This is a genomic window from Pseudonocardia kujensis (assembly GCF_021283305.1).
GTDB lineage: Bacteria > Actinomycetota > Actinomycetes > Mycobacteriales > Pseudonocardiaceae > Pseudonocardia > Pseudonocardia kujensis.
Map to the genome: position 1 here is coordinate 1 of NZ_JAJSOK010000032.1, position 23,976 is coordinate 23,976.

At 73.8% G+C, this 23,976-nt stretch carries 17 protein-coding genes; 10 read left to right on the forward strand and 7 right to left on the reverse strand.

What is annotated here, in order from left to right; genetic code table 11:
- Positions 1–123 precede the first annotated feature (123 nt).
- Positions 124–576 carry a DUF1707 SHOCT-like domain-containing protein gene (locus LWC35_RS21565; protein ID WP_232871990.1) on the reverse strand — a complete coding sequence of 151 codons (453 nt, stop codon included), beginning with the start codon at positions 574–576 and terminating at the stop codon, positions 124–126.
- A gap of 72 nt (positions 577–648) precedes the next feature.
- On the reverse strand, positions 649–2,769 hold the full coding sequence (glgX, locus tag LWC35_RS21570; protein WP_232871991.1) for a glycogen debranching protein GlgX: 2,121 nt from the start codon (positions 2,767–2,769) through the stop codon (positions 649–651).
- Between the two features lie 188 nt (positions 2,770–2,957).
- Between glgX and LWC35_RS21575 the strand changes: the two genes are divergently transcribed.
- Positions 2,958–4,136 carry an acyl-CoA dehydrogenase family protein gene (locus LWC35_RS21575; RefSeq protein WP_232871992.1) on the forward strand — a complete coding sequence of 393 codons (1,179 nt, stop codon included), beginning with the start codon at positions 2,958–2,960 and terminating at the stop codon, positions 4,134–4,136.
- Positions 4,137–4,160: 24 nt separating this feature from the next.
- On the opposite strand, the gene LWC35_RS21580 is transcribed toward LWC35_RS21575, so the two are convergent.
- Complete coding sequence (locus tag LWC35_RS21580) at positions 4,161–4,703, reverse strand: VOC family protein (RefSeq protein ID WP_232871993.1); 543 nt, start codon at positions 4,701–4,703, stop codon at positions 4,161–4,163.
- Between the two features lie 41 nt (positions 4,704–4,744).
- Here LWC35_RS21580 and LWC35_RS21585 point away from each other — a divergent pair, with 41 nt between their 5' ends.
- On the forward strand, positions 4,745–5,347 hold the full coding sequence (locus LWC35_RS21585) for a hypothetical protein (RefSeq protein WP_232871994.1): 603 nt from the start codon (positions 4,745–4,747) through the stop codon (positions 5,345–5,347).
- A 411-nt stretch (positions 5,348–5,758) separates the two neighbouring features.
- Here the strand turns inward: LWC35_RS21585 and LWC35_RS21590 are convergent, their stop codons facing one another.
- Together LWC35_RS21590 and LWC35_RS21595 are read right to left on the reverse strand one after the other, a co-directional pair.
- Positions 5,759–6,538: an SDR family NAD(P)-dependent oxidoreductase gene (locus LWC35_RS21590; RefSeq protein ID WP_232871995.1), complete on the reverse strand. Its 780-nt coding sequence runs from the start codon at positions 6,536–6,538 to the stop codon at positions 5,759–5,761.
- 28 nt (positions 6,539–6,566) lie between these two features.
- On the reverse strand, positions 6,567–7,793 hold the full coding sequence (locus LWC35_RS21595; RefSeq protein ID WP_232871996.1) for an acetyl-CoA C-acetyltransferase: 1,227 nt from the start codon (positions 7,791–7,793) through the stop codon (positions 6,567–6,569).
- 176 nt (positions 7,794–7,969) lie between these two features.
- Between LWC35_RS21595 and LWC35_RS21600 the strand changes: the two genes are divergently transcribed.
- Genes LWC35_RS21600 through LWC35_RS21610 form a run of 3 tightly spaced genes read left to right on the forward strand, consistent with a single transcriptional unit; the run spans position 7,970 to position 9,742 of the window.
- Positions 7,970–8,254 (forward strand): hypothetical protein, encoded by a 285-nt coding sequence (locus LWC35_RS21600; protein ID WP_232871997.1) that lies wholly within the window; start codon positions 7,970–7,972, stop codon positions 8,252–8,254.
- 10 nt (positions 8,255–8,264) lie between these two features.
- Positions 8,265–9,092 carry an enoyl-CoA hydratase/isomerase family protein gene (locus LWC35_RS21605; protein WP_232871998.1) on the forward strand — a complete coding sequence of 276 codons (828 nt, stop codon included), beginning with the start codon at positions 8,265–8,267 and terminating at the stop codon, positions 9,090–9,092.
- Positions 9,089–9,742, forward strand: a complete 654-nt coding sequence (locus LWC35_RS21610) for a TetR/AcrR family transcriptional regulator (protein WP_232871999.1) — start codon at positions 9,089–9,091, stop codon at positions 9,740–9,742. Before LWC35_RS21605 ends, LWC35_RS21610 begins: the two co-directional genes overlap by 4 nt.
- A 47-nt stretch (positions 9,743–9,789) precedes the next feature.
- Here LWC35_RS21610 and LWC35_RS21615 read toward each other — a convergent pair whose 3' ends face one another.
- Together LWC35_RS21615 and LWC35_RS21620 are read right to left on the reverse strand one after the other, a co-directional pair.
- Positions 9,790–11,250 carry an aminotransferase class I/II-fold pyridoxal phosphate-dependent enzyme gene (locus LWC35_RS21615; RefSeq protein ID WP_232872000.1) on the reverse strand — a complete coding sequence of 487 codons (1,461 nt, stop codon included), beginning with the start codon at positions 11,248–11,250 and terminating at the stop codon, positions 9,790–9,792.
- 68 nt (positions 11,251–11,318) lie between these two features.
- The gene (locus LWC35_RS21620) at positions 11,319–11,882 is read right to left on the reverse strand and encodes a hypothetical protein (protein WP_232872001.1); all 564 of its coding nucleotides are present in this window, start codon (positions 11,880–11,882) and stop codon (positions 11,319–11,321) included.
- 290 nt (positions 11,883–12,172) lie between these two features.
- Here LWC35_RS21620 and sbnA point away from each other — a divergent pair, with 290 nt between their 5' ends.
- The 5 genes from sbnA to sbnB are packed head-to-tail and all read left to right on the forward strand — an operon-like array spanning position 12,173 to position 23,914.
- On the forward strand, positions 12,173–13,153 hold the full coding sequence (gene sbnA, locus LWC35_RS21625) for a 2,3-diaminopropionate biosynthesis protein SbnA (RefSeq protein WP_232872002.1): 981 nt from the start codon (positions 12,173–12,175) through the stop codon (positions 13,151–13,153).
- Between the two features lie 4 nt (positions 13,154–13,157).
- Positions 13,158–18,521 carry a Pls/PosA family non-ribosomal peptide synthetase gene (locus tag LWC35_RS21630; protein ID WP_232872003.1) on the forward strand — a complete coding sequence of 1,788 codons (5,364 nt, stop codon included), beginning with the start codon at positions 13,158–13,160 and terminating at the stop codon, positions 18,519–18,521.
- Positions 18,518–21,829, forward strand: a complete 3,312-nt coding sequence (locus LWC35_RS21635) for a non-ribosomal peptide synthetase (RefSeq protein WP_232872004.1) — start codon at positions 18,518–18,520, stop codon at positions 21,827–21,829. The genes LWC35_RS21630 and LWC35_RS21635 overlap by 4 nt, the downstream gene beginning before the upstream one ends.
- 31 nt (positions 21,830–21,860) lie before the next feature.
- Entirely contained in the window at positions 21,861–22,853 is a 993-nt protein-coding gene (locus LWC35_RS21640; RefSeq protein ID WP_232872005.1) for a TauD/TfdA family dioxygenase, read from the forward strand.
- Positions 22,850–23,914 carry a 2,3-diaminopropionate biosynthesis protein SbnB gene (gene sbnB, locus LWC35_RS21645; protein ID WP_232872006.1) on the forward strand — a complete coding sequence of 355 codons (1,065 nt, stop codon included), beginning with the start codon at positions 22,850–22,852 and terminating at the stop codon, positions 23,912–23,914. Before LWC35_RS21640 ends, sbnB begins: the two co-directional genes overlap by 4 nt.
- The last annotated feature ends 62 nt before the right edge of the window (positions 23,915–23,976 follow it).

Below are 23,976 nucleotides of genomic sequence, written 5' to 3' on the forward strand. Positions count from 1 at the left end.
GCCCGGCCACGGACTCAACATCGAGCAGCTCACGCTGCGGATCAGACCGTCCCTGCACCCGGACATCGTCCCAGCGGCCCGAGATCAACTCGCGGTCCGACACCCGAGCTTTTCAGCAGTCTCCTAGGGGGAGTGGCGGCGGCCGCCGCAGGCCCGGTGCCCGGACAGGGTGCCGAGGAGCAGCATCGCGCCCCACGGCCCCGCGACCCAGATCGGCCAGAAGGGCAGTGGGTGCCCGGCGCCGAGCGACGTCGCCAGCCACACCACCAGGCAGATCGCGTTCACCGCGAGCCACGGCACCCAGGCGGCGGCCATCGGGAGGCCGCGGGCGCCACGCGACGGCCGCGGCGGGACGCGCCGGGCCGGAATCGGCCGTGCGGCCGCGCGCGGCGCCGGCAGGTCCGCGAACACCGCGTCGAGCTCCGCCCGGGTCCGCGCCGCGTAGACCTGTCCGACCCGGTCCTCGTACTCGGCGAGGCCGAGCCGCCCGGCCCCCACGTCGGCGGCGAGCCTCGCCGCCCCGCGCTCCCGCTCGTCGTCGCCGATGCGGATCCCCGTCCCGCCCTGTCCGGTCATGAGCCACCACCCCCGTCGGAGGTCCCGAGTCTGCTCCGGTCGAGCACGACATGTCAACTTCGACATGTCGATTCAGGACGGCGGGACGGCGCACCTCAGCACGAGCATCGACCGGGGCGCCACCCGCAGCCGCGCCCCGGCCTTCTGGGTCCTCCGGCGGGCATTCGCCAGCAGCGGGTCCGAGGTGTCGACGGCCGTCTCCCACACCCGGCCGTACTCCTCACCAGGCAGCGTGAACTGGACCTGCTGGTGGTGGGCGTTGATCAGCAGCAGGAAGGAGTCGTCCACGATCCGCACGCCGAGGTGGTCGCGGTCCGGGATGCCCTGCCCGTTGAGGTAGATCGCCAGCGACTGGGCCCGCACGCGGTCCCAGTCCTCGTCGGTCATGTACTCGCCGTCGGGCCGCAGCCAGGCGATGTCGTCCATGCTCGAGCCCTGGATGGGCCGGCCCTGGAAGAACCGCTGGCGGCGGAAGATCGGGTGCTTCGCCCGCAGCGCCGTGAGGCAGCCGACGAACTCGGTGAGCACCTCGTGCTCGCGGGCGCGGTCCCAGTCGACCCAGGACAGCTCGTTGTCCTGGCAGTAGACGTTGTTGTTGCCCTGCTGGGTGCGGCCCAGCTCGTCGCCGTGCGCGATCATCGGCACGCCCTGGGAGAGCAGCAGCGTGGTGAGGATGTTGCGCTTCTGCCGCTCGCGCAGCGCGTGGATCTGCACGTCCTCGGTCGGGCCCTCCGCGCCGTGGTTCCACGAGCGGTTGTGGCTCTCCCCGTCCCGGTTGCCCTCGCCGTTGGCCTCGTTGTGCTTCTCGTTGTAGGAGACGAGGTCCTCGAGGGTGAAGCCGTCGTGGGCGGTCACGAAGTTGATCGAGGCGATCGGCCGCCGGTTGTCCGCCTCGTACAGGTCCGAGGAGCCGGTGAACCGGGCCGCGAACTCCCCGAGGCTGGCCGGCTCGCCGCGCCAGAAGTCCCGGACCGTGTCGCGGTAGCGCCCGTTCCACTCCGTCCACAGCGGCGGGAACCCGCCGACCTGGTAGCCGCCGTCGCCGACGTCCCACGGCTCGGCGATCAGCTTCACCTGGCTGACCACCGGGTCCTGGTTGACCAGGTCGAAGAAGGCGGACAGCCGGTCCACGGCGTGGAACTCGCGGGCCAGCGAGGACGCGAGGTCGAACCGGAAGCCGTCGACGTGCATCTCGGTGACCCAGTACCGCAACGAGTCCATGAGCAGCCGCAGCGACTCGTGGTGGCGGACGTTGAGGCTGTTCCCGGTGCCCGTGGTGTCGAAGTAGTACATCGGGTCGCCGTCGACGAGCCGGTAGTAGGCGTGGTTGTCGATGCCGCGGAAGGAGAGCGTCGGGCCCAGGTGGTTGCCCTCGGCGGTGTGGTTGTAGACGACGTCGAGGATCACCTCGATGCCCGCCCGGTGCAGCGCGCGGACCATCGCCTTGAACTCCGCGACCTGCTCCCCGCGGGTGCCGAAGCAGGCGTAGCCGTTGTGCGGGGCGAAGAAGCCGATGGTGTTGTAGCCCCAGTAGTTGCGCAGGCCCTTGTCGTGCAGCGTCGAGTCGTGCACGAACTGGTGCACCGGCATGAGCTCGACGGCGGTGACCCCGAGCTTGCGGAAGTGGTCGATCATGACCGGGTGCGCCAGCCCGGCGTAGGTGCCGCGGACGTCCTTCGGGATGTCCGGGTGGCGCATGGTCATGCCGCGCACGTGCGCCTCGTAGACGACCGTCTCGTTGTACGGGATCCGCAGCGGGCGGTCGTCCTGCCAGTCGAAGTACGGGCTGACCACGACGGAGGTCATCGCGTACGGGCCCGAGTCCATGTCGTTGTAGGAGTTCGGGTCGCCGAAGCGGTAGGAGAACAGCGCCTCGTTCCAGCGGTACTCGCCGTCGATCGCCTTCGCGTAGGGGTCGAGCAGCAGCTTCGAGGGGTTGCACCGCAGGCCGGCGCCGGGGTCGTACGGACCGTGCACCCGGTACCCGTAGCGCTGACCCGGCCCGATGCGCGGCAGGTAGCCGTGCCAGATCAGGCCGTTGCGCTCCGGCAGGACGACGCGCTCCTCGACGCCGTCGTCGTTCACCAGGCAGAGTTCGATCCGCTCCGCGACCTCCGAGAAGATCGCGAAGTTGGTCCCTCCGCCGTCGAAGGTGGAACCCAGCGGGTAGGGCGAGCCGGGCCAGATGTGCACGTGTCCTCCGGTGCGTGACGAGCGGGAGACAGTTCTAACCCGGCCGGGCGACGTCGGCCACTCCGGGCGAGCCGGCGGTGCGGCGGTTGGGCCGGGCGGGTGCGCGGCCGGGTGACGGGTGGCGGATCGGGCCGCCCGCGCGGCGATGATGGGATCACCGCGCACCGTCGCCGACCGGAAGGACCGCCGTGGACTTCACCCTCCCCGAGACCGCCCTCGCCGTGCAGGAGGGTGTGCGCGCGATCGGCGCCCGCTACGACCACGCCTACTGGTCGCGGCTGGAGGAGGAGCACCGCTTCCCGTGGGAGGTCTGGAGGGACCTGGCCGACGGGGGCTGGATCGGGCTGACCGTGCCGGAGGAGTACGGCGGCGGCGGGCAGGGGATGCTCGAGCTGGCCGTGGCCTGCGAGACCCTGGCCGCGTCCGGCGGCACCGGCGGGATCTTCCTCTACGTCCTCACCCCCGGCTTCGGTGCGACCACGCTCGCCCGGCACGGCACCGAGGAGCAGAAGAAGCGCCTGCTGCCCGGCCTCGCGTCCGGCGACACCCAGTTCTGCATGGCCCTCACCGAGCCCGACGCCGGCAGCGACGCCCTCCGCATCCGCACCCGCGCGGTCCGGGACGGCGGTGACTTCGTGATCAACGGGCAGAAGATCTGGATCTCCGGGCTGGAGAACGCGGACTGGATGATCGCGATCACGCGCACCGTCCCCGCCGAGGAGGCGAAGCCCCGGACCGGCGGCTTCACGCTGTTCCTGGTCGACGTCAAGGAGGCGGTCGCCGCGGGGACGCTGCAGTACACCCCGATCCCCAAGCTGGGCAGCAACGTCGTCACCTCCAGCCAGGTCTTCTTCGACGACCTGCGCGTGCCCGCCGAGAACGTCCTCGGCGAGGTCGACGGCGGGTTCTCCGTGCTGTGGGACGTCCTCAACCCCGAGCGCATCCTCGCCGCGGCCGGCGGCGTGGGCACCGCCGACGCCGCGCTCGACGTCGCCGTGCGGTACGCGAAGGAGCGGCACGTGTTCGGCCGCCCGATCGGCGCCAACCAGGGCATACAGTTCCCGCTCGCGCAGATCAAGGCGAAGGCCGAGCTCGGCAGGCTGATGACCTACAAGGCGGCGTGGCTGTTCGACCGGGGCCTGCCCTGCCATGCCGAGACCAACATCGCCAAGCTCACCGGGGCGCAGGTCGGGTGGGAGGCCGCCAACCAGGCCTTCCAGACCTTCGGCGGCATGGCGTACTCGAAGGAGTACCCGGTGGAGCGGCTGTTCCGCGACTCCCGGATCGCCCGCAACATCCCCGTCGCCGAGGAGCTGGTCCTGGCGCACATCGGCACGCAGGTCCTGGGGCTCCCGCGCAGCTACTAGCCTAGGTAGCCGGGCGCCGGACTCTCAGGTCAGGACGAGCGGCGGGCCGGAGTCGAGCAGTACCCGCATCGACGGTGCGCCGTCCGGGGTGAGCGAGAGGCCCGGGAGGACCGGGCCCGGCGGGACCGCCCCGGTCATCCGGGCGGCGACGATGCCACCCGCGCCGTTCGGGTGCGGGGGAGTGGCGGGGTGGGACAGGCCGGCGAGCTGGGCGTCGGACAGCTCGGCGACCGCGAGGAACGGCATGCCCGGGTCGCCCTCGTGCACCGCGAGCGTCGGCCCGTCCGGCACGGTGTACCGGCGGAAGGGGCCCTCGGGCACCGTGCCGCGCAGGACGATCCCGAACGGGTACGCAGTGCGGGCGCACCGCTGCGCGAACCCGAGCCCGGACGCCCGCTCGGCCTCGGGCTCGTCGATCCAGAGCAGCTCCACGTAGTGCCGCGGGAAGACGACCCGCCGGTTGCGGGTGCCCTGCCCGACGTGCCGCGTGCCCGCGTCGAGCAGCAGCCCGTCCGGCGGGTCCGGGGGGCCGGGGAGGAAGGCGATGAGGTGGTCGAGCTCCAGCACCCGTCCAGCATCCCGCGGGCGGCGATGGGTATGCAGGTGGGGTGATCGATCGGTTCGACGGCTGGATCGCCGGCCTGGGCACGGCGGCCGGGCTCCGCGTCGTGGTGGGGCACTGGCCGCGCTCCCCGCTGGGCTCCTTCACCGACGTCATGGTCGAGCGGCCGGACGGGCACCGGCTCCTGCTCGCGCCGTCCTGCGCCGTGGCCGACTTCGTGTCCGCCACGTACACGTTCGACGAGGTGCGGATCGGCCCGGTCGACCACGAGATCCGCGGTGACCGCCGGCAGGTCCGCGCCGGGCCGCTGGAGTGCGCGTTCCGCGTGGGCGGGCGGACACCGCTCGGCCTGCTGCTCCGCGCGGTGCCGCGCCGGCTCGCCACCGCGCCCCGCTGGATCGCGACGACCGACGCCGTCGCCCGCCGCGTCCTGCCCGGCGTGCGCACCGTCGGCAGTGCGGGCGGCGGGCGCACCGAGTACTACGGCGCGCTCGACCTGCACCGCCTCGGCGCCGCCGTCGTCCGGTGGGAGGGGGCGGACCAGGGTCCGCTGCGACCGGTCCACCCGCCCGTGCGGTTCGGCTTCGGCTCCACCCCCACCGCTCCGTCCCTGGTCCGCATCACCACCCTCGTCACGCGCGAGAGCTGACCGCACCCGCCTGGTCCCCGCCGGACCCCGCCGGACCCCGCCCACCCACCTCGCCCCGGCAGCGGCTCCGCCAGCAGCGCGCGCGGATCGCCGGGTCGACGGCCACGAAGGTGGTCATGAGCCGGTGCACCGTCGCTTGTCGAGCCCGGACGACGCGGTGAGCTCGGCGAGGGTGATCAGCGGCCGCCCGGCGCCGAGCTGGCCCAACAGCTGGCAGGCACTCAACACCGAGCCGACGGTCTCCCGTGCCGTGATCCCAAGTCGGCCTCCGGCAAGATCCTCCGGACGGTGCTGCGGACCCGCGAGGTGGGGTGACCGCCCCGGTGGGTATGCCATCGCCGATGGTGCAGGTCGCCTCGAAGTCCTCGGCGGTGAGCCCGTCGAGCCCGGCACCGCCTACTTCTGGCCGGATCAGCCGCGGGGCTTGAGGCTCGCCCCGGCGTCGGAGACGAGGGTGGTGCCGGTGATGTGCTCCGCGCCCTCGTCGCACAGGAACACCACGGCCACGGCGACGTCCTCCGGGGTGCCTGCGCGGCGCAGCGGCGTGGTCTGCTCCACCCGTCCGACCAGCTGCTGGTAGGCCTCGTCGCCGAGCGGCCCGGAGAACCAGCGGGTGCCGATGAAGCCGGGGACCACGGCGTTGACCCGGATCTCGGGCGCGAGCGCCCGGGACAGCGACACCGTGAGCGTGTTGAGCGCGCCCTTCGACGCCGCATAGGCGATCGAGGAGCCCTCGCCGTCGAGGCTGCTGGTCGACGACACGTTGACCACGGCCCCGTACCCGCGCTCCCGCATGTGCGGGACGACCGCGCGGGTCATCTGGTACGCGCCGATCACGTTGGTGCGGTAGGTCGCCTCGAAGTCCTCGGCGGTGAGCCCGTCGAGGTCGGCGTGCGGGACGATCCGGGTGCGGCCCGCGTTGTTGACCAGGACGTCGATCCGTCCCCACCGCTGCGCGACCTCCGCGGCGACCCGGCGGCAGGCCGCGTCGTCGCCGACGTCGCCGCGCAGGGCGACGGCGTCGACGCCGAGGGCGCGACAGGACTCGGCCGTGGCCTCGGCCTCGTCCGCGCTGCGGGAGTAGGTGATCGCGACGCGGGCGCCGCGCCCGGCCAGGCGGCGGCCGACCGCCGCGCCCAGACCGGTCGCGCCACCGCTGACGACGGCGACCTTGCCGTCCATGCTGCCCATGCCGGGCAGCTTAACGACTGTTCAACTCTCAGCTGAGCCGCTCGTAGATCACGGCCATGCCCTGCCCGCCGCCGACGCACATGGTCTCCAGGCCGATGCTCTTGTCCTCGGCGCGCAGGCCGTTGAGCAGGGTGGCGGTGATGCGGGCGCCGGTCATGCCGAACGGGTGCCCGACCGCGATGGCGCCCCCGTGGACGTTGAGCTTGTCGCCGAACGGGTCGATGCCGAGGTCGCGGGCCGACGGGATGACCTGGGCGGCGAACGCCTCGTTGATCTCGACGAGGTCGACGTCGTCGATGGTCATCCCCGCACGGGCCAGCGCCTGCTTCGACGCCTCGACCGGGCCGAGGCCCATGATCTCGGGGGAGAGGCCGGTGACCCCGGTGGAGACGATCCGCGCCAACGGGGTGATCCCCAGCGCCTTCGCCTTGGTGTCGGACATGACGACCAGGGCCGCGGCGCCGTCGTTGAGCGGGCAGCAGTTGCCGGCGGTGACGAGCCCGTCGGGCCGGAACACCGGCTTGAGCTGCGAGACCGCCTCGTAGGTGACGCCGGCCCGCGGGCCGTCGTCGGTGTCGACGACGGTGCCGTCGGGCAGGGTGACCGGCGCGATCTCGTTCGCGAAGAAGCCGTTCCTGATCGACTCCTCGGCGAGGTTCTGCGAGCGGACGCCGAAGCGGTCCATGTCCTCGCGGGTCACGCCCTTGGCGCGGGCGAGGTTCTCGGCGGTCTGGCCCATGGCGATGTAGACGTCGGGCAGGTTCCCGTCGCGCCGCGGGTCGGTCCAGGTGTCGGTGCCGGACTCGGCGGTGGCGACGGTACGGGCCTCGGCGTCGGCGAACAGCGGGTTGTGCGTGTCCGGCCAGGAGTCGGAGCTGCCCTTCTCGAAGCGGGACACGGTCTCGACGCCGGCGGAGACGAACACGTCGCCCTCGCCGGCCTTGATCGCGTGCAGCGCCATGCGGGTGGTCTGCACGGACGAGGAGCAGTACCGGGTGATCGTGGTGCCGGGCACGGTGTCGAGGCCGAGCAGCACGGACACGATGCGGCCCAGGTTGTTGCCCTGCTCGCCGCCGGGCAGGCCGCAGCCGAGCATCAGGTCGTCGATCTCGCTCGGGTCGAGCGCGGGCACCTGGTCCAGGGCGGCGCGGACCATCTGGACGGTCAGGTCGTCCGGGCGCATGTCCTTGAGCGAGCCCTTGCGGGCGCGGCCGATGGGGGAGCGGGCGGCCGCGACGATCACTGCCTCGGGCACGGGTGACTCCTTCGCTGGAGGGCTGGTGCTGGGTTCGAGTGTGCACCCCTGCCGGAGGCAGGAGTTACCGCGCGGTAGCGAATCACACGGGTTGTCGGGGCGCGCGCGGGCCGCGAGGGTTCGGCCCCCGCGGCGGGCGAGCCGTACCAGAACTCGGTCGCCGGCACCGAGTACCTGTGCGCGGACCCCGGGAGCTGGGCGCGCTGCCCCTCTTCTCGATCTTCGAGCCGGGCTTCCTGCGGGACGTGGCCACGCTGCAGCGGGCCGGGCGGCTGCCGGCGGGCGGGATCGTGAAGCTGTACTTCGGTGGCGACCTGCAGGTCGGCCTGCCGCCGACGCCGACCGCGCTCGAGGCCCATCTCGAGCTGCTGGCGCCCATCGGGCTGCGCCGCGGCTCGCCCCCGCCTCCGCACACGCCGCCGCCGTGCGTCGACCGACCGTTCGGTTCCCGGGGGCGCTAGCATGAGGCCCGTGCAGACGAACAGTGGTGCGGCCGACCCCGACGGCCCTGCGGTCCTCGTCACCGCCGACGAGAAGGACGCGGCCGTCGCGGTCGTCACCCTGAACCGGCCGCGGAAGCGGAACGCGCTCACCGTCGAGCTCAAGGAAGCGCTGCTCGAGGCGCTGCGGCGGGTGGGGTCGGACGAGTCCGTCCGCGCCGTGCTGCTCACCGGGACCGGCAAGTCGTTCTGCGTGGGGCAGGACCTCGGCGAGCACGTCGAGTCGCTGCGCGGCAACGCCGCGACCTCCTTCGACACGGTCGAGAAGCACTACAACCCGATCGTTCGGGCGATCGCGACGATGCCGAAGCCGGTGGTGTGCGCGCTCAACGGGGGCGCGGTCGGTGCGGGGCTGGGCTTCGCGCTCGCCTGCGACCTGCGCGTCGCGGCCGACACCGCCACCTTCGCCACCGCCTTCTCCGCGATCGGCCTCACCGCGGACTCCGGGCTCTCCGCCAGCCTGGTGCACTCGCTGGGCGCCGCCCGGGCGACCGAGCTGCTGCTGCTCGGCGAGTCCTTCGACGCCGCGCAGGCGCTCGCGTCGGGCCTGGTCAGGGCGGTCGTCCCGGCCGAGGAGGTGCTCGGCGCCGGGCTCGACCTGGCGCGCCGGCTCGCCGCCGGCCCGACCCTCGCCTACGCCGAGATCAAGAAGGCGGTGGCGATCGGGGCGGTGTCCTCGCTCGACACCGTGCTGGCCAACGAGGGCGAGGGGCAGGCGCGGCTCGGCGTGACCCGCGACCACCGCGAGGCCGTGGAGGCGTTCCTGGAGAAGCGCAGGCCCGTCTTCGAGGGCCGATGACCGCCGCGCCGTCCGAGCCGCCCGTCCCGCCGGGCCCGCCGCCGCGCACCCGCCGTGCGCGGGGGGCGCCGGGCGCGCGCCGGCCGGTGTACGACGCGGCGTCGCTGCTCGCGGTGGCCGTGCAGGAGTTCAACACCCGCGGCTACGACGCGACCTCGATGGAGGACCTCTCCCGCGCGGCGGGGATCACGAAGTCCTCCTTCTACCACCACGTGAGCGGCAAGGAGGAGCTGCTGCGGGCCGCGCTGAGCCGTGCGCTCGACGGCCTGTTCGGGATCCTCGAGGAGCGCGCGGCACAGGAGGGCACCGCCCTGGAGCGCCTGCGGCACATCATCTTCCGCCAGGTCGAGGTGCTCAGCTCCGAGCTGCCCTACGTCACCCTGCTGCTGCGGGTGCGCGGCAACACCGAGACCGAGCGTTGGGCCCTGGCCCGGCGCCGGGCGTTCGACGCGACGATCGCCTCGCTGGTCGCCGAGGCGGTGGCCGACGGCGAGGTCCGGGCGGGGGTGGAGCCCTCGCTCGCCGCCCGCCTGCTCTCCGGCACCGTCAACTCGATCATCGAGTGGTACCGGCCCGGGCGCCCCGGCTCCGGGTCGTTGCCGGGCGAGGTCGTCCGGATGGTGTCCGAGGGGATCATCCCGCCCGCCTGAGCCGGCCGCCGGGGCGGGGCGAACGGACATTCGGTCCCCGGCGCCGCTCAGCGCGCGACGACGCGGACCGTGCCCAGCTGCGGGTCCGCCGGGTCGGGCAGCACCATCCCGGCCGGCACGCCGGTGGCGAGGTAGTCGACGATCTCCCCGGTGATCCGTTCGCCGGGCAGCAGGACCGGGATGCCCGGCGGATAGGGGGTGACCTGCTCGGCGCAGATCCGCCCCTCGGCCTCGCGCAGCGGGGCGTCCTCGAGCCGCGCGAAGAAGGCGTCGCGCGGCAGCATGACCGCCTCGGTCTCCAGGGCCTGCGGGCCCGGGAGGTGGACCGGCGCGGGGTCCGGGAACCCGTCGGCGGCCTTCGCCAGCGCCGACAGGGCCTCCAGCAGGGTCCCGGCCGTCTGTGCGTCGTCGGCCAGCGAGAGCTGCGCCTCGATCCGGCGGTGGTCGGAGAGCCCGACGTCCACGGCACGGTGGGCGCGCAGCCAGTCCGCGGCCTGGTAGCCGCTGATCCCCAGCTCGGACAGGTCGATCAGCACCTTCAGCTCGTCGAGCTCGTGCGAGGCCTCCACGCCGATCAGCTCGTCGCGCAACGGTTGCAGGCCCTGGATGGCGGCCACCTGCGCGCGCACGTCGTCGGCGAGGTCGAGCGCGCGGCCCAGCAGCTCGTGGCCCTGCTCGACCATCTGCCGGCGCCAGCCGTCGATGCCGGCCCACAACAGGACGTTGGGGCTGGTGGTGGCCAACATGTCGGCGCACGCGGCGAGGAAGGTCGGGTCGACCAGGTCACCCTGCTGGTGGAACACCGAGCCCTGCTCCAGCCCGGCGCCCATCTTGTGGACGCTGACCACACAGAGGTCCGCGCCCGCGTCCATCGCCCAGGTCGGCAGCCGCTCGTGGAACGGCAGGTGCGCACCCCAGGCCTCGTCGACGAGCAGCGGCAGCCCGCGCGCATGGCACAGCTCGGCGATGGCGGAGATGTCGGCGCAGGTGCCGTACGGGGTCGGACTGGTGATCAGCACCCCGGCGACGTCGGCGTCCCGGTCGAGGGCCCGTTCGACGTCGGAGGGCGAGGGCGGGTGCGCGAGGTGCTGGTCGCGGTCGTAGCGGGGGTGCACCCACACCGGCTGCAGCCCGGAGAGCACCAGCCCCGAGATCACCGACTTGTGCACGTCGCGTCCCACCAGCAGCCGCCCGTGCCGGCCGGCGACGGCGAGCATCGCGCTCTTCACCGACAGGGAGCTCCCGCAGGTGGAGAAGAAGGCGTTGTCGGCGCCGACGGCGTCGGCCATCAGCTCCTGGGCACGGGCGATGATCCCGGCGGACGAGGCCCGGTCGTCGAGCCCGCTGGAGGCCAGGACGTCGGCGCGGAAGACCGCCTCGCCGAGGACCGCCCGTACGCGCGGGTCGGCGCCGCGGCCCTGCTTGTGGCCGGGCGGCGTGAACGGCGTGTGTCGTTCGCGGTGGTAGGCCTCGAGGGCCTCCAGCACCGGTGCCTGCGTGTGGTCCACGGGCGTCGACCCTCCGTCCTGTCGTCCGGGCGTGAGGTCCTACCCGGACACGACGGGGTGAAACGGGGTCAGGGCAGGCCCGCCACCCAGTCGGCCAGCCGCGCCACGTTCTCGGCGTTGCGGCCCTGGTCGACGAGCGTGAACGGGACCAAGGGGCGGCTGCGCAGCACCACCCGCGAGGCGGGCCCCTGCGGCCGCACCTCGATCTCGATCCGCTCGCCCCAGCTGCGCCAGGTCACGCCGGTCCGCAGCAGGGCGCGGTCGGCGTCGACGGCCGTCACCCGCCCGCCGGGCAGCAGCGCGGCGGCCTCGCCGACGCGGGCGAGCACCTCCGGCCCGGACACGGCGGCGCGCACGGTGGACTGCGCGACCACGCCGGCCGTCCCGGTCCGCCGGGCCGCCCGGTCCTGCAGGTGACCGAGGACCAGCGCCATGACCAGCCCGAACAACGCCCCGGCCACGATCGACGCCCCGGCAAGGATCCCGTAGCCGGCGGGTCCGGCGTCGGCGCCGGGTCCGCCCTGCAGCGCCACGAGCACGCCCCAGAACAGGCCGAACGGCACCCCGGTGGCCAGGCCGAGCCGCACGCGGCTCGGCGGCTGCGGTGCTCCTGCGACGTTCCCTCCGGACATGGTGTCCTCCCCCGACGGGCCCGCTCCGGCGGGCGCTGGTGACTCACCCGCTGAGGCGGGCTGCCGAGAAGGGTCGGGCTCCGCGGTCCGCGCGGCGAGGGAGGGGGCCCCCGGAGGACCGGGGGTCAACCCCCGGTGGGGTCAGGGGGATCACTCCGCCACCTCGGGTATCTGCCCCAATGTCCCAGGGCTCTCCCCAGAGCATTCTCGTTCCCGTCGAACCGCACCAACGGCGGACGACGAACCGGGGGAGATGCAGCGTCGAGGCTGCTCGATGGGGGGAGACAGCAATGCCGATCGTGACCGGGCCGCAGGAGTTCACCGAGGAGCGTCTGTTCGTCGACCTCCGCTCGATCGTCGGACACGAGCTGTACCTGAAGTGCGAGGGCTTCAACTTCGCCGGCTCCGTGAAGCTCAAGGCCGCGGCCTCGATGGTCGAGGCGGCCGAGCGGGCGGGGGAGATCGGGCCGGGCTCGACGCTCGTCGAGTCGTCGTCCGGCAACCTCGGCGTCGCGCTGAGCATCATCGCCGCCAACAAGGGCTACCGCTTCATCTGCGTCACCGACGTCCGCTGCAACGCCGCCACCATCGCGCTGATGGAGGCCATGGGCACCGACGTCCGCGTGATCCGCGAGGCCGGCCCCGAGGGATTCCTCGGCGCGCGCCAGGCCTACGTGCGGGCCGTCCTCGCGGCCGACCCGAGGGCCCACTGCCTCAACCAGTACAGCAACCCGAACAGCTGGAAGGCGCACTTCCGCACCACCGCGCCGGCCATCGCCGAGGAGTTCCCGCAGCTCGACGTCCTGTTCGTCGGCGCGGGCACCACCGGCACCCTGATGGGCTGCGCCCGCTGGTTCCGCCAGTACCGGCCCGACGTGCACATCGTCGCCGTCGACGCCGTCGGCTCGGTGACCTTCGGCCAGCCCGCCGGGCGCCGGATGATCCCCGGCCTGGGCACGAGCGTCGTCCCGGACATCTTCGACCGGTCCTACATCGACGACGTCGTGTTCGTCGAGGAGACCGACGCGATCTCCATGTGTCACCGGATCGCGAGAAAGGGCTTTCTCTTCGGCGGATCAACGGGCACGGTGGTCAGCGGCGCGAAGGCCTGGCTGGACCAGAACTCGGCCGGGCACCTCACGTCGGTAACGCTCGCCCCCGATCTGGGCGAACGCTATCTGGAGACCCTGTACCGGGCCGACTGGGTCCGGGACAACTTCGGCGACGAGGTGCTCGCCGCCGAGCCGGCCGACGAGAGCCTGGTGGCCTGAGAAGATGGCACTGTTGCCGCCCACCCCGGGGCACGCCCCGGCGGAGGCCCCCGCGGGCCCGCCGGCCCTGCTCTCGGAGCTGGTCCTCGTCGACCGGCACGAGGCGCAGGGCTGGCGGGTCCGCCGCCACGAGCGCCTGGACTCGGTGTTCGAGGAGCGGTGCGACTGGATCCGGGAGTACGGCCGCGCCGGACAGCTCGCCGTCGACGGTCCCGGCGTCTCGTTGACCTACGACGAGCTCGACGCCCGCGCCAACCGGCTCGCCCGCTACCTGCGCCTGCGCGGGGCCCGGCCCGGCGACCGGGTCGCGCTGCTGTTCGACGTCCGGGTCGAGACCTATGTCGCCCTGCTCGCGGTGCTCAAGATCGGCGGCACCTGCGTGCCGCTCGACCCCGACGCGCCGGCGGACCGGCTCGGCTACCTCGTCGCCGACGCCGAGGCCCGGCTCGTGCTCACCCGCGCGGACCTGCGCGGGCGCGTCGGTGTGGTCGGATCGCTGCCGGCCGGCACCGAGATCCTGGCCGTCGACGACGCCGCCGCCCTGATCGCGGAGATGAGCCCGCAGCGGCTGCAGCCCGCCGAGCGCGGCGAGCCCGTCGACCGGCCCGCGTACGTCGTGCACGTGCCCGGCCACGCGGGCTGGTTCGAGCGCGTGGAGATCGACCACCGCAGCATGTGCAACGCCGTCCGGGTCTCGTCCGAGACCTTCGGTGTCCGGGGGCACCGGCTGTACCAGGGCCGCGCCCTGTTCTCCGGGGGCGGCATCGAGGAGGTCTGGATGGCCTGGGCGGCAGGCGCCACGCTGGTACCCGCCCCCGACGGTCCCCGCCTCACCGGCGACGTGCTGCACGCAGTCCTGGCCGAGCGCCGGGTCACCGCGCTGTGCACCACCCCGGCCGTGCTGGCCACGCTGGAGGCGGACCTGCCCCAGCTGCGCTTCCTGCTGGTCTCCGGGGAGGCCTGCCCGCAGAGCCTGGTCGCGCGCTGGCACCGGCCGGGCCGCCGGTTCCTCGTCGCCTACGTGCCGCCGGGCGCGACCGTCGCGGCGACCTGGACCGAGGCGCACCCGGACAAGCCGATGACGATCGGTGTGCCGCTGCCGACCTTCGCGACCGTCGTCCTCGACCCCGAGGTGCCGGAGCGGGCGCTCCGGCACGGCGAGACCGGCGAGATCGGTGTGGCCGGGCTCGGCCTCTCCTGCGGCTTCCCCGACCCCGCGGGCGACGCCTTCGTCGACGACTTCCTCGGCATCCCCGGCAACCCGTCCGGCCGGATCTACCGGACCGGCGACCTCGGTCGCGTCGACGACGCCGGCGAGATCGAGTACCGCGGCCGGACGACGCTGCAGGCGCTCGTCGACGGGGAGCGCGTCGACCTCACCGCGATCGAGTCCGTGATGCTCGCGGTGCCCGGGGTCGCGTCGGCGGCCGTGGCGCCGCGCGAGGCCGCGCCCGGGGTCACCGAGCTGGTGGGCTTCTACACGCTGCGGGCCGACAGCCCGGCCGTGACCGAGCGCGAGATCGGGTCGTGGCTGCGCGAGCGGCTGGCGACCGACCACGTGCCGGCCCGCCTGGAACGGCTCGACTCGCTCCCGCTCACCCCCGACGGGCGGGTCGACCGGGCGGCCCTGCCTCGGGGCGACGGGGAGATGACCCGGCTGCGGGCGGAGAACGCGCGGCTGCACGAGCAGCTGGAGCAGCTGCGGCCGCCGGCGGCGCCGGGGGACACCGACGGCCCCGTCGAGCCGGGCGCGCCCGTCGAGCCCGTCACGCCGGCCGCGCCGAAGTGGCCGGCCGACCTCTCGACGCCGGTCGATCCGGTCGAGCCGGCCCGGCCTGCGGCGCCCCTCGAGCCGGGGATCCTCACGTTCGACCAGATCATCGGCTCGACGGCCCCACCGCCGACCCCGCCGGCCCCGGCCCCGCGGCCCGAGCCGAAGCCGGACGTCCTGACGTTCGACCAGATCATCGGGTCGACGGCCGCGCCGCCGACCGCGCCACCGACCGCGCCGCCGACCGCGCCACCGGCACTGCCGACCCTTCCGGCCCCCGTGGCGCCGGAGCCGGCTCCGGCCCCTGCCCCGGAGCCGGCGGAACAGCCCTCGGCGTCCCGCCGGCCGACGCCGTACCCGCGGGCGGCCGCGCCCGCCCCGGCCCGGCCGACGCCGTACCCGCGACCGGCCTCGGCGCCCTCGCCCGCGCCGCGGCCCGCGCCGACGCCCTTCCCGCCGTCGCCGGCCCGGCCGTCGCCGTTCCCGCGTTCCACGCCGCTGGCACCCACGCCCTTCCCGCGGGCCACCGCAGCGGCACCCACCCGGCCTGCTCCGGCACCGGTGCCGCTCATCCCGGGCACGCTCACCCCGAGCACACTCACACCGCCGGCCGGTCCGGCGCGTCCGGCGCCGACCCCTGAGGCACCGACCCCTGAGGCACCGGGCCCTGAGGCACCGGGCCCTGAGGCACCGGGCCCTGAGGCACCGGGCCCTGAGGCACCGGGCCCTGGCGCACCGGGACCTGGCGCGCCGACACGCGCCGCACCGGCACCCGCCGCACCCACCGAGGCGGTCTCCACCGCCGGTCTCGCGTCGGCGCTGGCGAGCGTGTTGGCCGAGGTGCTGGCGGTCGAGCACGTCCCGACCGACCGCAACGTGTTCGACGACCTGGGCGCCGACTCGATGGTGATGACCCGGTTCTGCGCCCGGCTGCGCAAGCGGGCGGACCTGCCGTCGATCTCGATCAAGGACGTCTACGCCCACCCGACGATCGCCGGGCTCGCCACCGCGTTCGCGCCGTCGATGCCCGTCGCCGCCCCGGTCGTCCCGGTGGGGGCGGCCGGCGACGACGTCGTCCAGGGACTCGCGCAGGTGCTGGCGGAGGTCCTGGGCGTCGAGCGCGTGGCGACCGACCGCAACGTGTTCGACGACCTGGGCGCCGACTCGATGGTGATGACCCGGTTCTGCGCCCGGCTGCGCAAGCGGGACGACCTGCCCTCGATCTCGATCCGCGACGTCTACGCCAACCCGACCGTCGCCGGCATGGCCGCCGCGGCCGCGCCGAGCGCCCCCGTCGCGGCGGCGGACCAGGTCGCCCCGGCCGCGGTCACCCCGGTGCGGCACAGCACGTTCGGCTACTACCTCACCGGGTTCCTGCAGCTGGTGACCTTCCTGGTCTACGCGGGCGTCGCCGGCGTCGTGATGGACCGGGTCTACACCTGGATCTCCACCAGCACCAGCCTGCTCCAGACCTACCAGCGCTCGGTCGAGGCCGGGGCGGCCGCGTTCCTGGCGCTGTGCCTGCTGCCGATCGTGGCGAAGTGGCTGCTGGTCGGTCGCTGGAAGGAGCAGGAGTTCCCGGTCTGGAGCCTGCGCTACTTCCGGTTCTGGCTGGTGCGGACGCTCGTGCGCGCCAACCCGATCGCCCTGCTGCTGGTCGGCTCGCCGCTCTACACGCTCTACCTGCGCGCCCTCGGGGCCAAGGTCGGCAAGAACGTCGTGATCCTGACCCGCAACCTGCCGGTGTGCACCGACCTGCTCACGATCGGCTCGGGCACCGTCGTCCGCAAGGACGCGATCCTGTTCGGCTGCCGCGCGCACGCCGGGAGGATCCAGACCGGGCGGGTCACGCTGGGCCGGGACGTCGTCGTCGGCGAGAAGACCGTGCTCGACATCGACACGGCGATGGGCGACCGCGCCCAGCTCGGCCATGCCTCGTCGCTCCACCGCGGGCAGAGCGTCCCGGCGGGCCAGAGCTGGCACGGCTCGCCCGCGGTCCCGACGGACACCGGCACCGACTTCCGCGCCGTGCCGGCCGTGCGGATCCGCGCGCTGCGCAAGGTCACCTACGTGACGAGCCAACTGGTCAAGCTGTTCGGGATCTACCTGCCGCTGGGCTTCGGCGGCCTGTTCCTCCTGGTCAACGCGGTCCCGCAGTTCCAGGCCCTGCTGGACCCGGGAGCGGTCGGCTACACCACCGCCGCGTTCTACCTCGAGGCCGTGGCCGACTCGGCGCTCATCGTCTTCGGGGGCCTGGTCGTGGGGCTGCTGGTCGTCATCACGCTGCCCCGCCTGGTGGCCCTGTTCGTCCGGCCCGACCGCGTCTACCCGGTCCACGGGTGGCGGTACTCCCTGCACCGCACCGTCACGCGCCTGACGAACGTGAAGACCCTCACCTACCTGTTCGGCGACAGCTCGTTCATCGTCGGCTACCTCTACCTGCTGGGCTACGACCTCGGGAAGGTCGAGCAGACCGGCTCGAACTTCGGCTCGGCCGTCGCGCACGAGACCCCGTTCCTCACCTCGGTGGGCCGCGGCACGGTGGTCGCCGACGGGCTGTCGGTGAACAACGCCGACTTCTCCAACTCGTCGTTCCGCACCACGCGGGTCCGCATCGGCGGCAACAACTTCCTGGGCAACCAGATCGCCTACCCGATCGGCGGCCGCACCGGCGACGACTGCCTGCTGGCCACCAAGGTCGCGGTGCCGATCGACGGTCCGGTCCGCCAAGGCGTCGGGCTGCTCGGCTCGCCCGCCTTCGAGATCCCGCGCACGGTCCAGCGCGACCGTGTCCTGGAGATCGACGCGCGCGAGCGCCGCAGCCGGCTGCGGCGCAAGAACCTCCACAACCTGATCACCATCGGCATCGCCCTGCTGGTGCGCTGGGGCCACGTCCTCGGCCTGCTGCTGCTCGGTCTGCTGGCCCTGGACCACTTCCAGCAGTTCGGCATGGTGGCGTTCGGGCTGGAGCTGGTCGCGAGCCTGCTGTTCACGATCGTCTGGTTCGTGTTCTGGGAGCGGGCGATCATCGGCTTCCGCCGGATCCGCCCGAAGTCCTGCTCGATCTACGACGTGCGCTTCTGGCGGCACGAGCGCTTCTGGAAGCTCGTGATCCCGCCGATGGAGCGCCAGCTCGGCGGCACGCCGTTCAAGAACCTGGTCACGCGCCTGCTCGGCGTCCGGCTGGGCCGGCGGGTGTTCGACGACGGGGTCAGCCTCACCGAGCGCACCCTGACCGCCATCGGCGACGACTGCACGCTCAACTTCGGCACGACCATGCAGTGCCACTCGCAGGAGGACGGTGCCTTCAAGTCCGACCGGATCACCCTCGGTGCCGGCGTGACCCTCGGCGTCGCCGCCTTCGTGCACTACGGGGTCACCATCGGTGACGCCGCGGAGATCGCCCCGGACTCCTTCGTCATGAAGGGCGAGGAGGTCCCGGCGGGCGAGCGGTGGGGCGGCAACCCGGCCCGGGAGATGCCCGAGCCGCCCGCGCCTCCTGCCCCGACCGCCCCGGCCCTGCCGCCCCCGACCGACGCGGCCGCGTCCGACTGGACCGCCGCCCTGCTCACGGCCCGCGAGGAGCCCGTCCGATGACGACCCCGCCCACACCGACCGGCCCGATCACCCCGGTCCCGCAGTTCACCCCGACCACCCTCACCCCGGAGTCCCTGATGACCTCGCCCACCGCCGCCCCGACCTGCGCCCCCGGCAGCCCGGCCCGGGTCTGGTGGACCACGGCGCTGACCGCCGGTGGCCGCACGACGGTCCCGCGCTGGACCCTCGACCCCCGCCCCGGCGCCGGCACGGTCGAGGTGCCGCTGCCCGGGCCCGTGTCCGAGACCCTGTCCGAGGCCGCGCTGGTCGCCGCGCACGCGAAGGTGCTGGCCGCGCTGTCGGGCGAGCCCGAGACCGTCGCCGGGCTGGCGACCCCGGCCGGCGCGCTGCCGTTGCGCCTGCCCGTGGAACCCGGCTCGTGGCGCGCCCTGCGCGACGCCGCCCAGCTGGCCGCCGCCGAGCTGCGGGCCCACCAGGACTTCCCGGTCGAGGCGCTGCGCGCCGAGCTCGGTGTGGCCGGCCCGGTGTTCGAGACCGTCGTCGACCCGGCCGGGACCGCGCCGGAGCCGGCGGGGGAGGTCGTGCTCACCGTCGGCGTCCGCGACGGCGTGCTGCAGCTGCGGTACCGCACGGACGTGCTCGACGCCGCCGCGGGTTCCCGGATCGCGGGCTACCACCTCGCCGCACTTGCACAGCTGGCCGAGACCCCCGACGCCGACCACTCGGCGTCGACGCTGCTCTCCGACCCCGAACGCGCCCACCAGCTCGAGGGCCTGGCCGGGCCGATCCGCCCGCTGCCCGACCGCCGCTTCCACGAGCTGGTCGAGGAGCGCGTCCGCCGGCACCCGGACGCGGTCGCCGCGGTCCAGGGGGACGTGCGCTGGACCTACGCCGAGCTCAACGACCGCGCCAACCGCCTCGCCCGCGCGCTGCGGGCGCACGGCCTGGAGCACGAGGGCGTGGTCGGTGTGGTGACGGAGCGGAACCTCGACTGGATGGCCGCCGTGCTGGCCGTGTTCAAGGCGGGCGGGGTGTACCTGCCGATCGAGCCGCACTTCCCGGCCGAGCGCATCCTGAAGACGCTGACCCGTGCCGAGGCGGCCCTCGTCGTCACCGAGCCGGGCAGCACGGAGACCCTCGACCGCGCCCTCGACGCGCTGCCCGAGGTCCGCGTGCTCACCCTCGCCGGCGCGCTCGCGGAGGAGGCCGACGGGAGCGACCTCGGTGTCGCCGTCGGCCCCGACCAGGCGGCGTACGTCTACTTCACGTCCGGCTCCACCGGCGAGCCCAAGGGCGCGTTGTGCGAGCACGCCGGGATGCTCAACCACCTGCTCGCCAAGATCGAGGACCTCGAGATCGCCGAGGGCGCCGTGGTGGCGCAGACCGCCCCGCAGTGCTTCGACATCTCGCTCTGGCAGCTGGTGTCGGCGCTGCTGGTCGGCGGCCGGACCGTCGTCGTGCCGCAGGACTCGATCCTCGACGTCGAGCGGTTCGTCGACACGGTCGTCGACGAGCGGGTCGCGGTCGTGCAGCTCGTCCCGTCCTACCTGGAGGTCGTGCTGTCCTACCTGGAGCGCACCGGCCGGGAGCTGCCCGACCTGCGGTGCGTCTCGGCGACCGGAGAGGCCCTGAAGACCGAGCTCGCGCAGCGCTTCTTCGAGCAGGTGCAAGGCGTGTCGCTGGTCAACGCCTACGGCCTGACCGAGACGTCGGACGACACCAACCACGAGGTCATGCGGTCCGCGCCCGCCAAGGTGGTGCTCGGCCCGGCGGTGCGCAACGTGCGCGTCTACGTCACCGACGAGAACCTCGAGCCGGTTCCGCTCGGCGCGCCCGGCCTCATCTGCTTCGCCGGGGTCTGCGTGGGCCGCGGGTACGTGAACGACCCGGAGCGCACGCGCGCGGTCTACCTCACCGACCCGCACGTGCCGGGGGAGCGGCTCTACCGCGGCGGCGACTACGGCCGCTGGACGCCCGAGGGCAAGCTCGAGTTCCTCGGCCGCCGGGACAGCCAGGTCAAGATCCGCGGGTTCCGCATCGAGATCGGCGAGATCGAGAACGCGCTGCTCGGCATCCCGGGGGTGCGCGACGGGGCCGTGGTCGTGGCCGAGCGGCCGGGCGCCGGGGCCCAGCTCGTCGCCTTCTACGCCGCGGCCGAGGACCTGCCGGTCGACCTGCTGCGCGACGGGCTCGCCCGGACGCTGCCGGTCTACATGGTCCCCGCGGCGTTCCACCGCCGGGAGCCGTTGCCGCTCACCGCGAACGGCAAGATCGACAAGAAGGTGCTGACGGCGCTCGCCGCCGAGCTGGGGCAGGAGCCGGCGGCGGCCGCCCACGAGGCTCCCGAGACCCCCGCCGAGCGCCGACTGGCCGCCGCGTTCGCGCAGATCCTCGGGGTGCCGGAGGCGGAGATCAGCCGCCACGACCACTTCTTCGACCGCGGCGGCTCGTCGTTGTCCGCGGTGAAGCTCGCGGTCGCGCTGGACCGGGCGGTGTCGCTCAAGGACATCACCCGCAACCCGGTGCTCGCCGACCTCGCGACGCTGCTCGACGCGCCCGCCGAGGCCGTCGACCCCGCGGCGGCCGCCGCGCCCGCGGAGCTGTTGCAGCCCCTCGTCACCGGCACCGACCCGGGCCGGGCGCTGGTCTGCTTCCCGCCTGCCGGCGGCAACGCCGTCAACTTCCGGCCGGTGGCGGCCCACCTCGCCGGGATGACCGTGTTCGGCGTCGAGCCGCCCGGCCACGACCCCTCCGCCACGGAGAAGTTCGTGCCGCTGGCCGAGATCGTCGAGCGCGTCGCGGCCGAGATCACGGCCAGGCAGCTCACCCGCGTGCTGCTGTGGGGGCACTCCTCGGGCACGGCGTACGCCGTCGCCGCCGCGCGGGCGCTGGACGAGCGGGGCGTGCGCGTCGAGCTGGTCGTGCTCTCGTCGCAGCAGCTCGGCGACCCGACGACGCGCCGGAACGGGATCGTCGAGCTGTCGGGACGCTCGGACGCCGCGCTGGTCGACCGGCTGCGCGACACCGGGCTGTACCCGGAGCTCGACCAGCTCGACACGGAGGGGGCCCAGCGCGTGGCGGCGGCGTACCGCCACGACTGCATCGAGGCGCACCGGTACCTGGCCGACGCCGCCACCTCCGGGATCAAGGTCAGCGCGCCGGTCGTCGTCGTCCGGGCGGCGGACGACCCGAGCACGGCCGACGAGTCCCGCCGCCGGGACTGGGAGCTGCTGGCGGGGGAGGTGCAGACCCGCGAGCTCGACGGGGGCGGCCACCACTTCCTCCGGAGCCGACCCGACGAGGCGGCCGCCGTCGTACTCGACGCGGCCCGCGCCGCCTCTTCCTGACCGGACGAACACACCCTCGGAAGGAACCGACATGACCCAGCCCGCACCCGCACTGGACCTCACGCAGCGTCCTGGTGGGCCCGTCGTCCTCACCACCACCGCACCGCAGGGGCCCGCCGCGTGGGCCGCGCAGAACCGCGACGCCGTCCGGAACCTGGTGGCGCAGTACGGGCACCTGTACGTCCGTGGCCTCGGCCTGCAGGACTGGGCGGCCACCGCGGCCGTGTTCCGCGGGCTCACCACCACGCTGCTCGGCGAGCGCGAGGCCTTCGCGCCGCGGCAGCACTTCGGCGACGGCGTGCACTCGTCCACCTCGTGGCCGGCCAACCAGCAGATGTGCATGCACCACGAGCTCAGCTACACCCTCGAGTTCCCGGGCCTGATGCTGTTCGCGTGCCTCAACCCGCCGGCCGCCGGCGGCGCCACCACGGTGTCCGACGCGGCGGCGGTGCTCGAGGCGCTGCCCGCCGACCTCGTCGCCCGCTTCGAGCGCGAGGGCTGGATGCTCACCCGCACCTACAACGACGAGATCGGCGCCTCGTGGCCCGACGCCTTCGGCACGGACGACCGCGCCGCGGTCGAGGCCTACTGCCGCGCCAACGCGATCGAGTTCGAGTGGACCACCGACGGCGGCCTCAAGACCCGGCAGCGTCGGCTCGCCGTCGTCCGGCACCCGGTGAGCGGGGCGCGCTGCTGGTTCAACCAGATCGCGTTCCTCAACGAGTTCACCCTCGACCCGGACGTCCGCGAGTTCCTCGTCGACACCTACGGCCCCGACGGGCTGCCCTTCACCACGAGGTTCGGCAACGGCGAGCCCATCGGCCCCGAGGTGATCGCGCTGATCAACGACGTCTACACCGCCCACACGCTGCGCGAGCCGTGGCAGGCCGGTGACCTGCTGCTCGTCGACAACGTCCGGTGCGCGCACAGCCGCGAGGCCTACCAGGGCGACCGGCAGGTGCTCGTGGGCCTGGCCGACTCGGTCAAGCTCGCCGACTGCGCCCCCACCGGGGGTGCCCGGTGACGGCCGTCGACCCCGCCGCGGCGCCGACCGGAGCCGGGCTCACGGTCCCGCCCTTCGCCGTCGTGTCCGGGGCCCAGGTCCAGGGGGCGCTGCAGGGCCGGGAACGGGAGATCACCGACCTCGTCGAGGCCACCTACCGGCTGCACGGGGCAGGCGACACGGTCAACCCGCCGTCGTACTTCCTGCGGTTCCCCGACCGGCCGACCTCGCGGATCATCGCGCTGCCGGCCTCGCTCGGCGGGCCGTCGGCCGTCGACGGGCTGAAGTGGATCTCGAGCTTCCCGGGCAACGTGCAGGCCGGGATCCCGCGCGCCTCCGCCGTGCTGATCCTCAACGACCACGACACCGGCTACCCGTTCGCGTGCATGGAGAGCTCGATCATCAGCGCCACGCGCACGGCGTCCTCGGCGGCGCTGGCGGCGGACCGGCTGAGCGAGGGCCGCAAGCGACCGACCCGCGTCGGGTTCTTCGGCACGGGCCTGATCGCGCGCTACATCCAGACCTTCCTCGCCGGCACCGGCTGGGAGTTCGAGGAGATCGGCGTGTTCGACCTCTCCGCGGACAGCGCCGCCGGGTTCCGGGGGCACCTGGAGCGCACCGGCACGCCGGGCCGGGTCACGCTGTACGACACGCCGGAGGAGCTCATCCGGAGCAGCGACCTGGTGGTCTTCGCGACGATCGCCGGCACCCCGCACGTCTCCGAGGTCTCCTGGTTCGACCACGGGCCGCTGGTCCTGCACGTGTCGTTGCGCGACCTCGCGCCCGAGATCCTCCTCGAGGCGACGAACTTCGTCGACGACGTCGAGCACTGCCTCAAGGCGGACACCTCGCCGCACCTGGTGGAGCAGCGGCTCGGGCACCGGGACTTCCTGGCCGGGACGCTCGACGACGTCCTCTCCGGGCGGGCGTCGGTGCCGGCCGAGGGCACGGTGGTCTTCTCGCCGTTCGGGCTGGGCGTGCTGGACCTGGCCGTCGGCAAGTACGTCTACGACCGGATCGTGCAGGCGGGGGAGCTGCAGGTCGTGGACGGGTTCTTCCACGAGCTGAAGCGGCACGGGTAGGCCGGGTCCCGGGTTCGGCGCAGGCGCCGGCGGCGGCGAAGGAGGGCGGGCGCGGCCTCGGC

Coding starts and splice junctions, on each gene's coding strand:
- LWC35_RS21565 (WP_232871990.1), bottom strand. CDS start 576: ATGACCGGACAGGGCGGGACGGGGATCCGCATCGGCGACGACGAGCGG.
- LWC35_RS21590 (WP_232871995.1), bottom strand. CDS start 6,538: ATGGGCAGCATGGACGGCAAGGTCGCCGTCGTCAGCGGTGGCGCGACC.
- LWC35_RS21610 (WP_232871999.1), top strand. CDS start 9,089: ATGACCGCCGCGCCGTCCGAGCCGCCCGTCCCGCCGGGCCCGCCGCCG.
- LWC35_RS21620 (WP_232872001.1), bottom strand. CDS start 11,882: ATGTCCGGAGGGAACGTCGCAGGAGCACCGCAGCCGCCGAGCCGCGTG.
- sbnA (WP_232872002.1), top strand. CDS start 12,173: ATGCCGATCGTGACCGGGCCGCAGGAGTTCACCGAGGAGCGTCTGTTC.
- LWC35_RS21630 (WP_232872003.1), top strand. CDS start 13,158: ATGGCACTGTTGCCGCCCACCCCGGGGCACGCCCCGGCGGAGGCCCCC.
- LWC35_RS21635 (WP_232872004.1), top strand. CDS start 18,518: ATGACGACCCCGCCCACACCGACCGGCCCGATCACCCCGGTCCCGCAG.
- LWC35_RS21640 (WP_232872005.1), top strand. CDS start 21,861: ATGACCCAGCCCGCACCCGCACTGGACCTCACGCAGCGTCCTGGTGGG.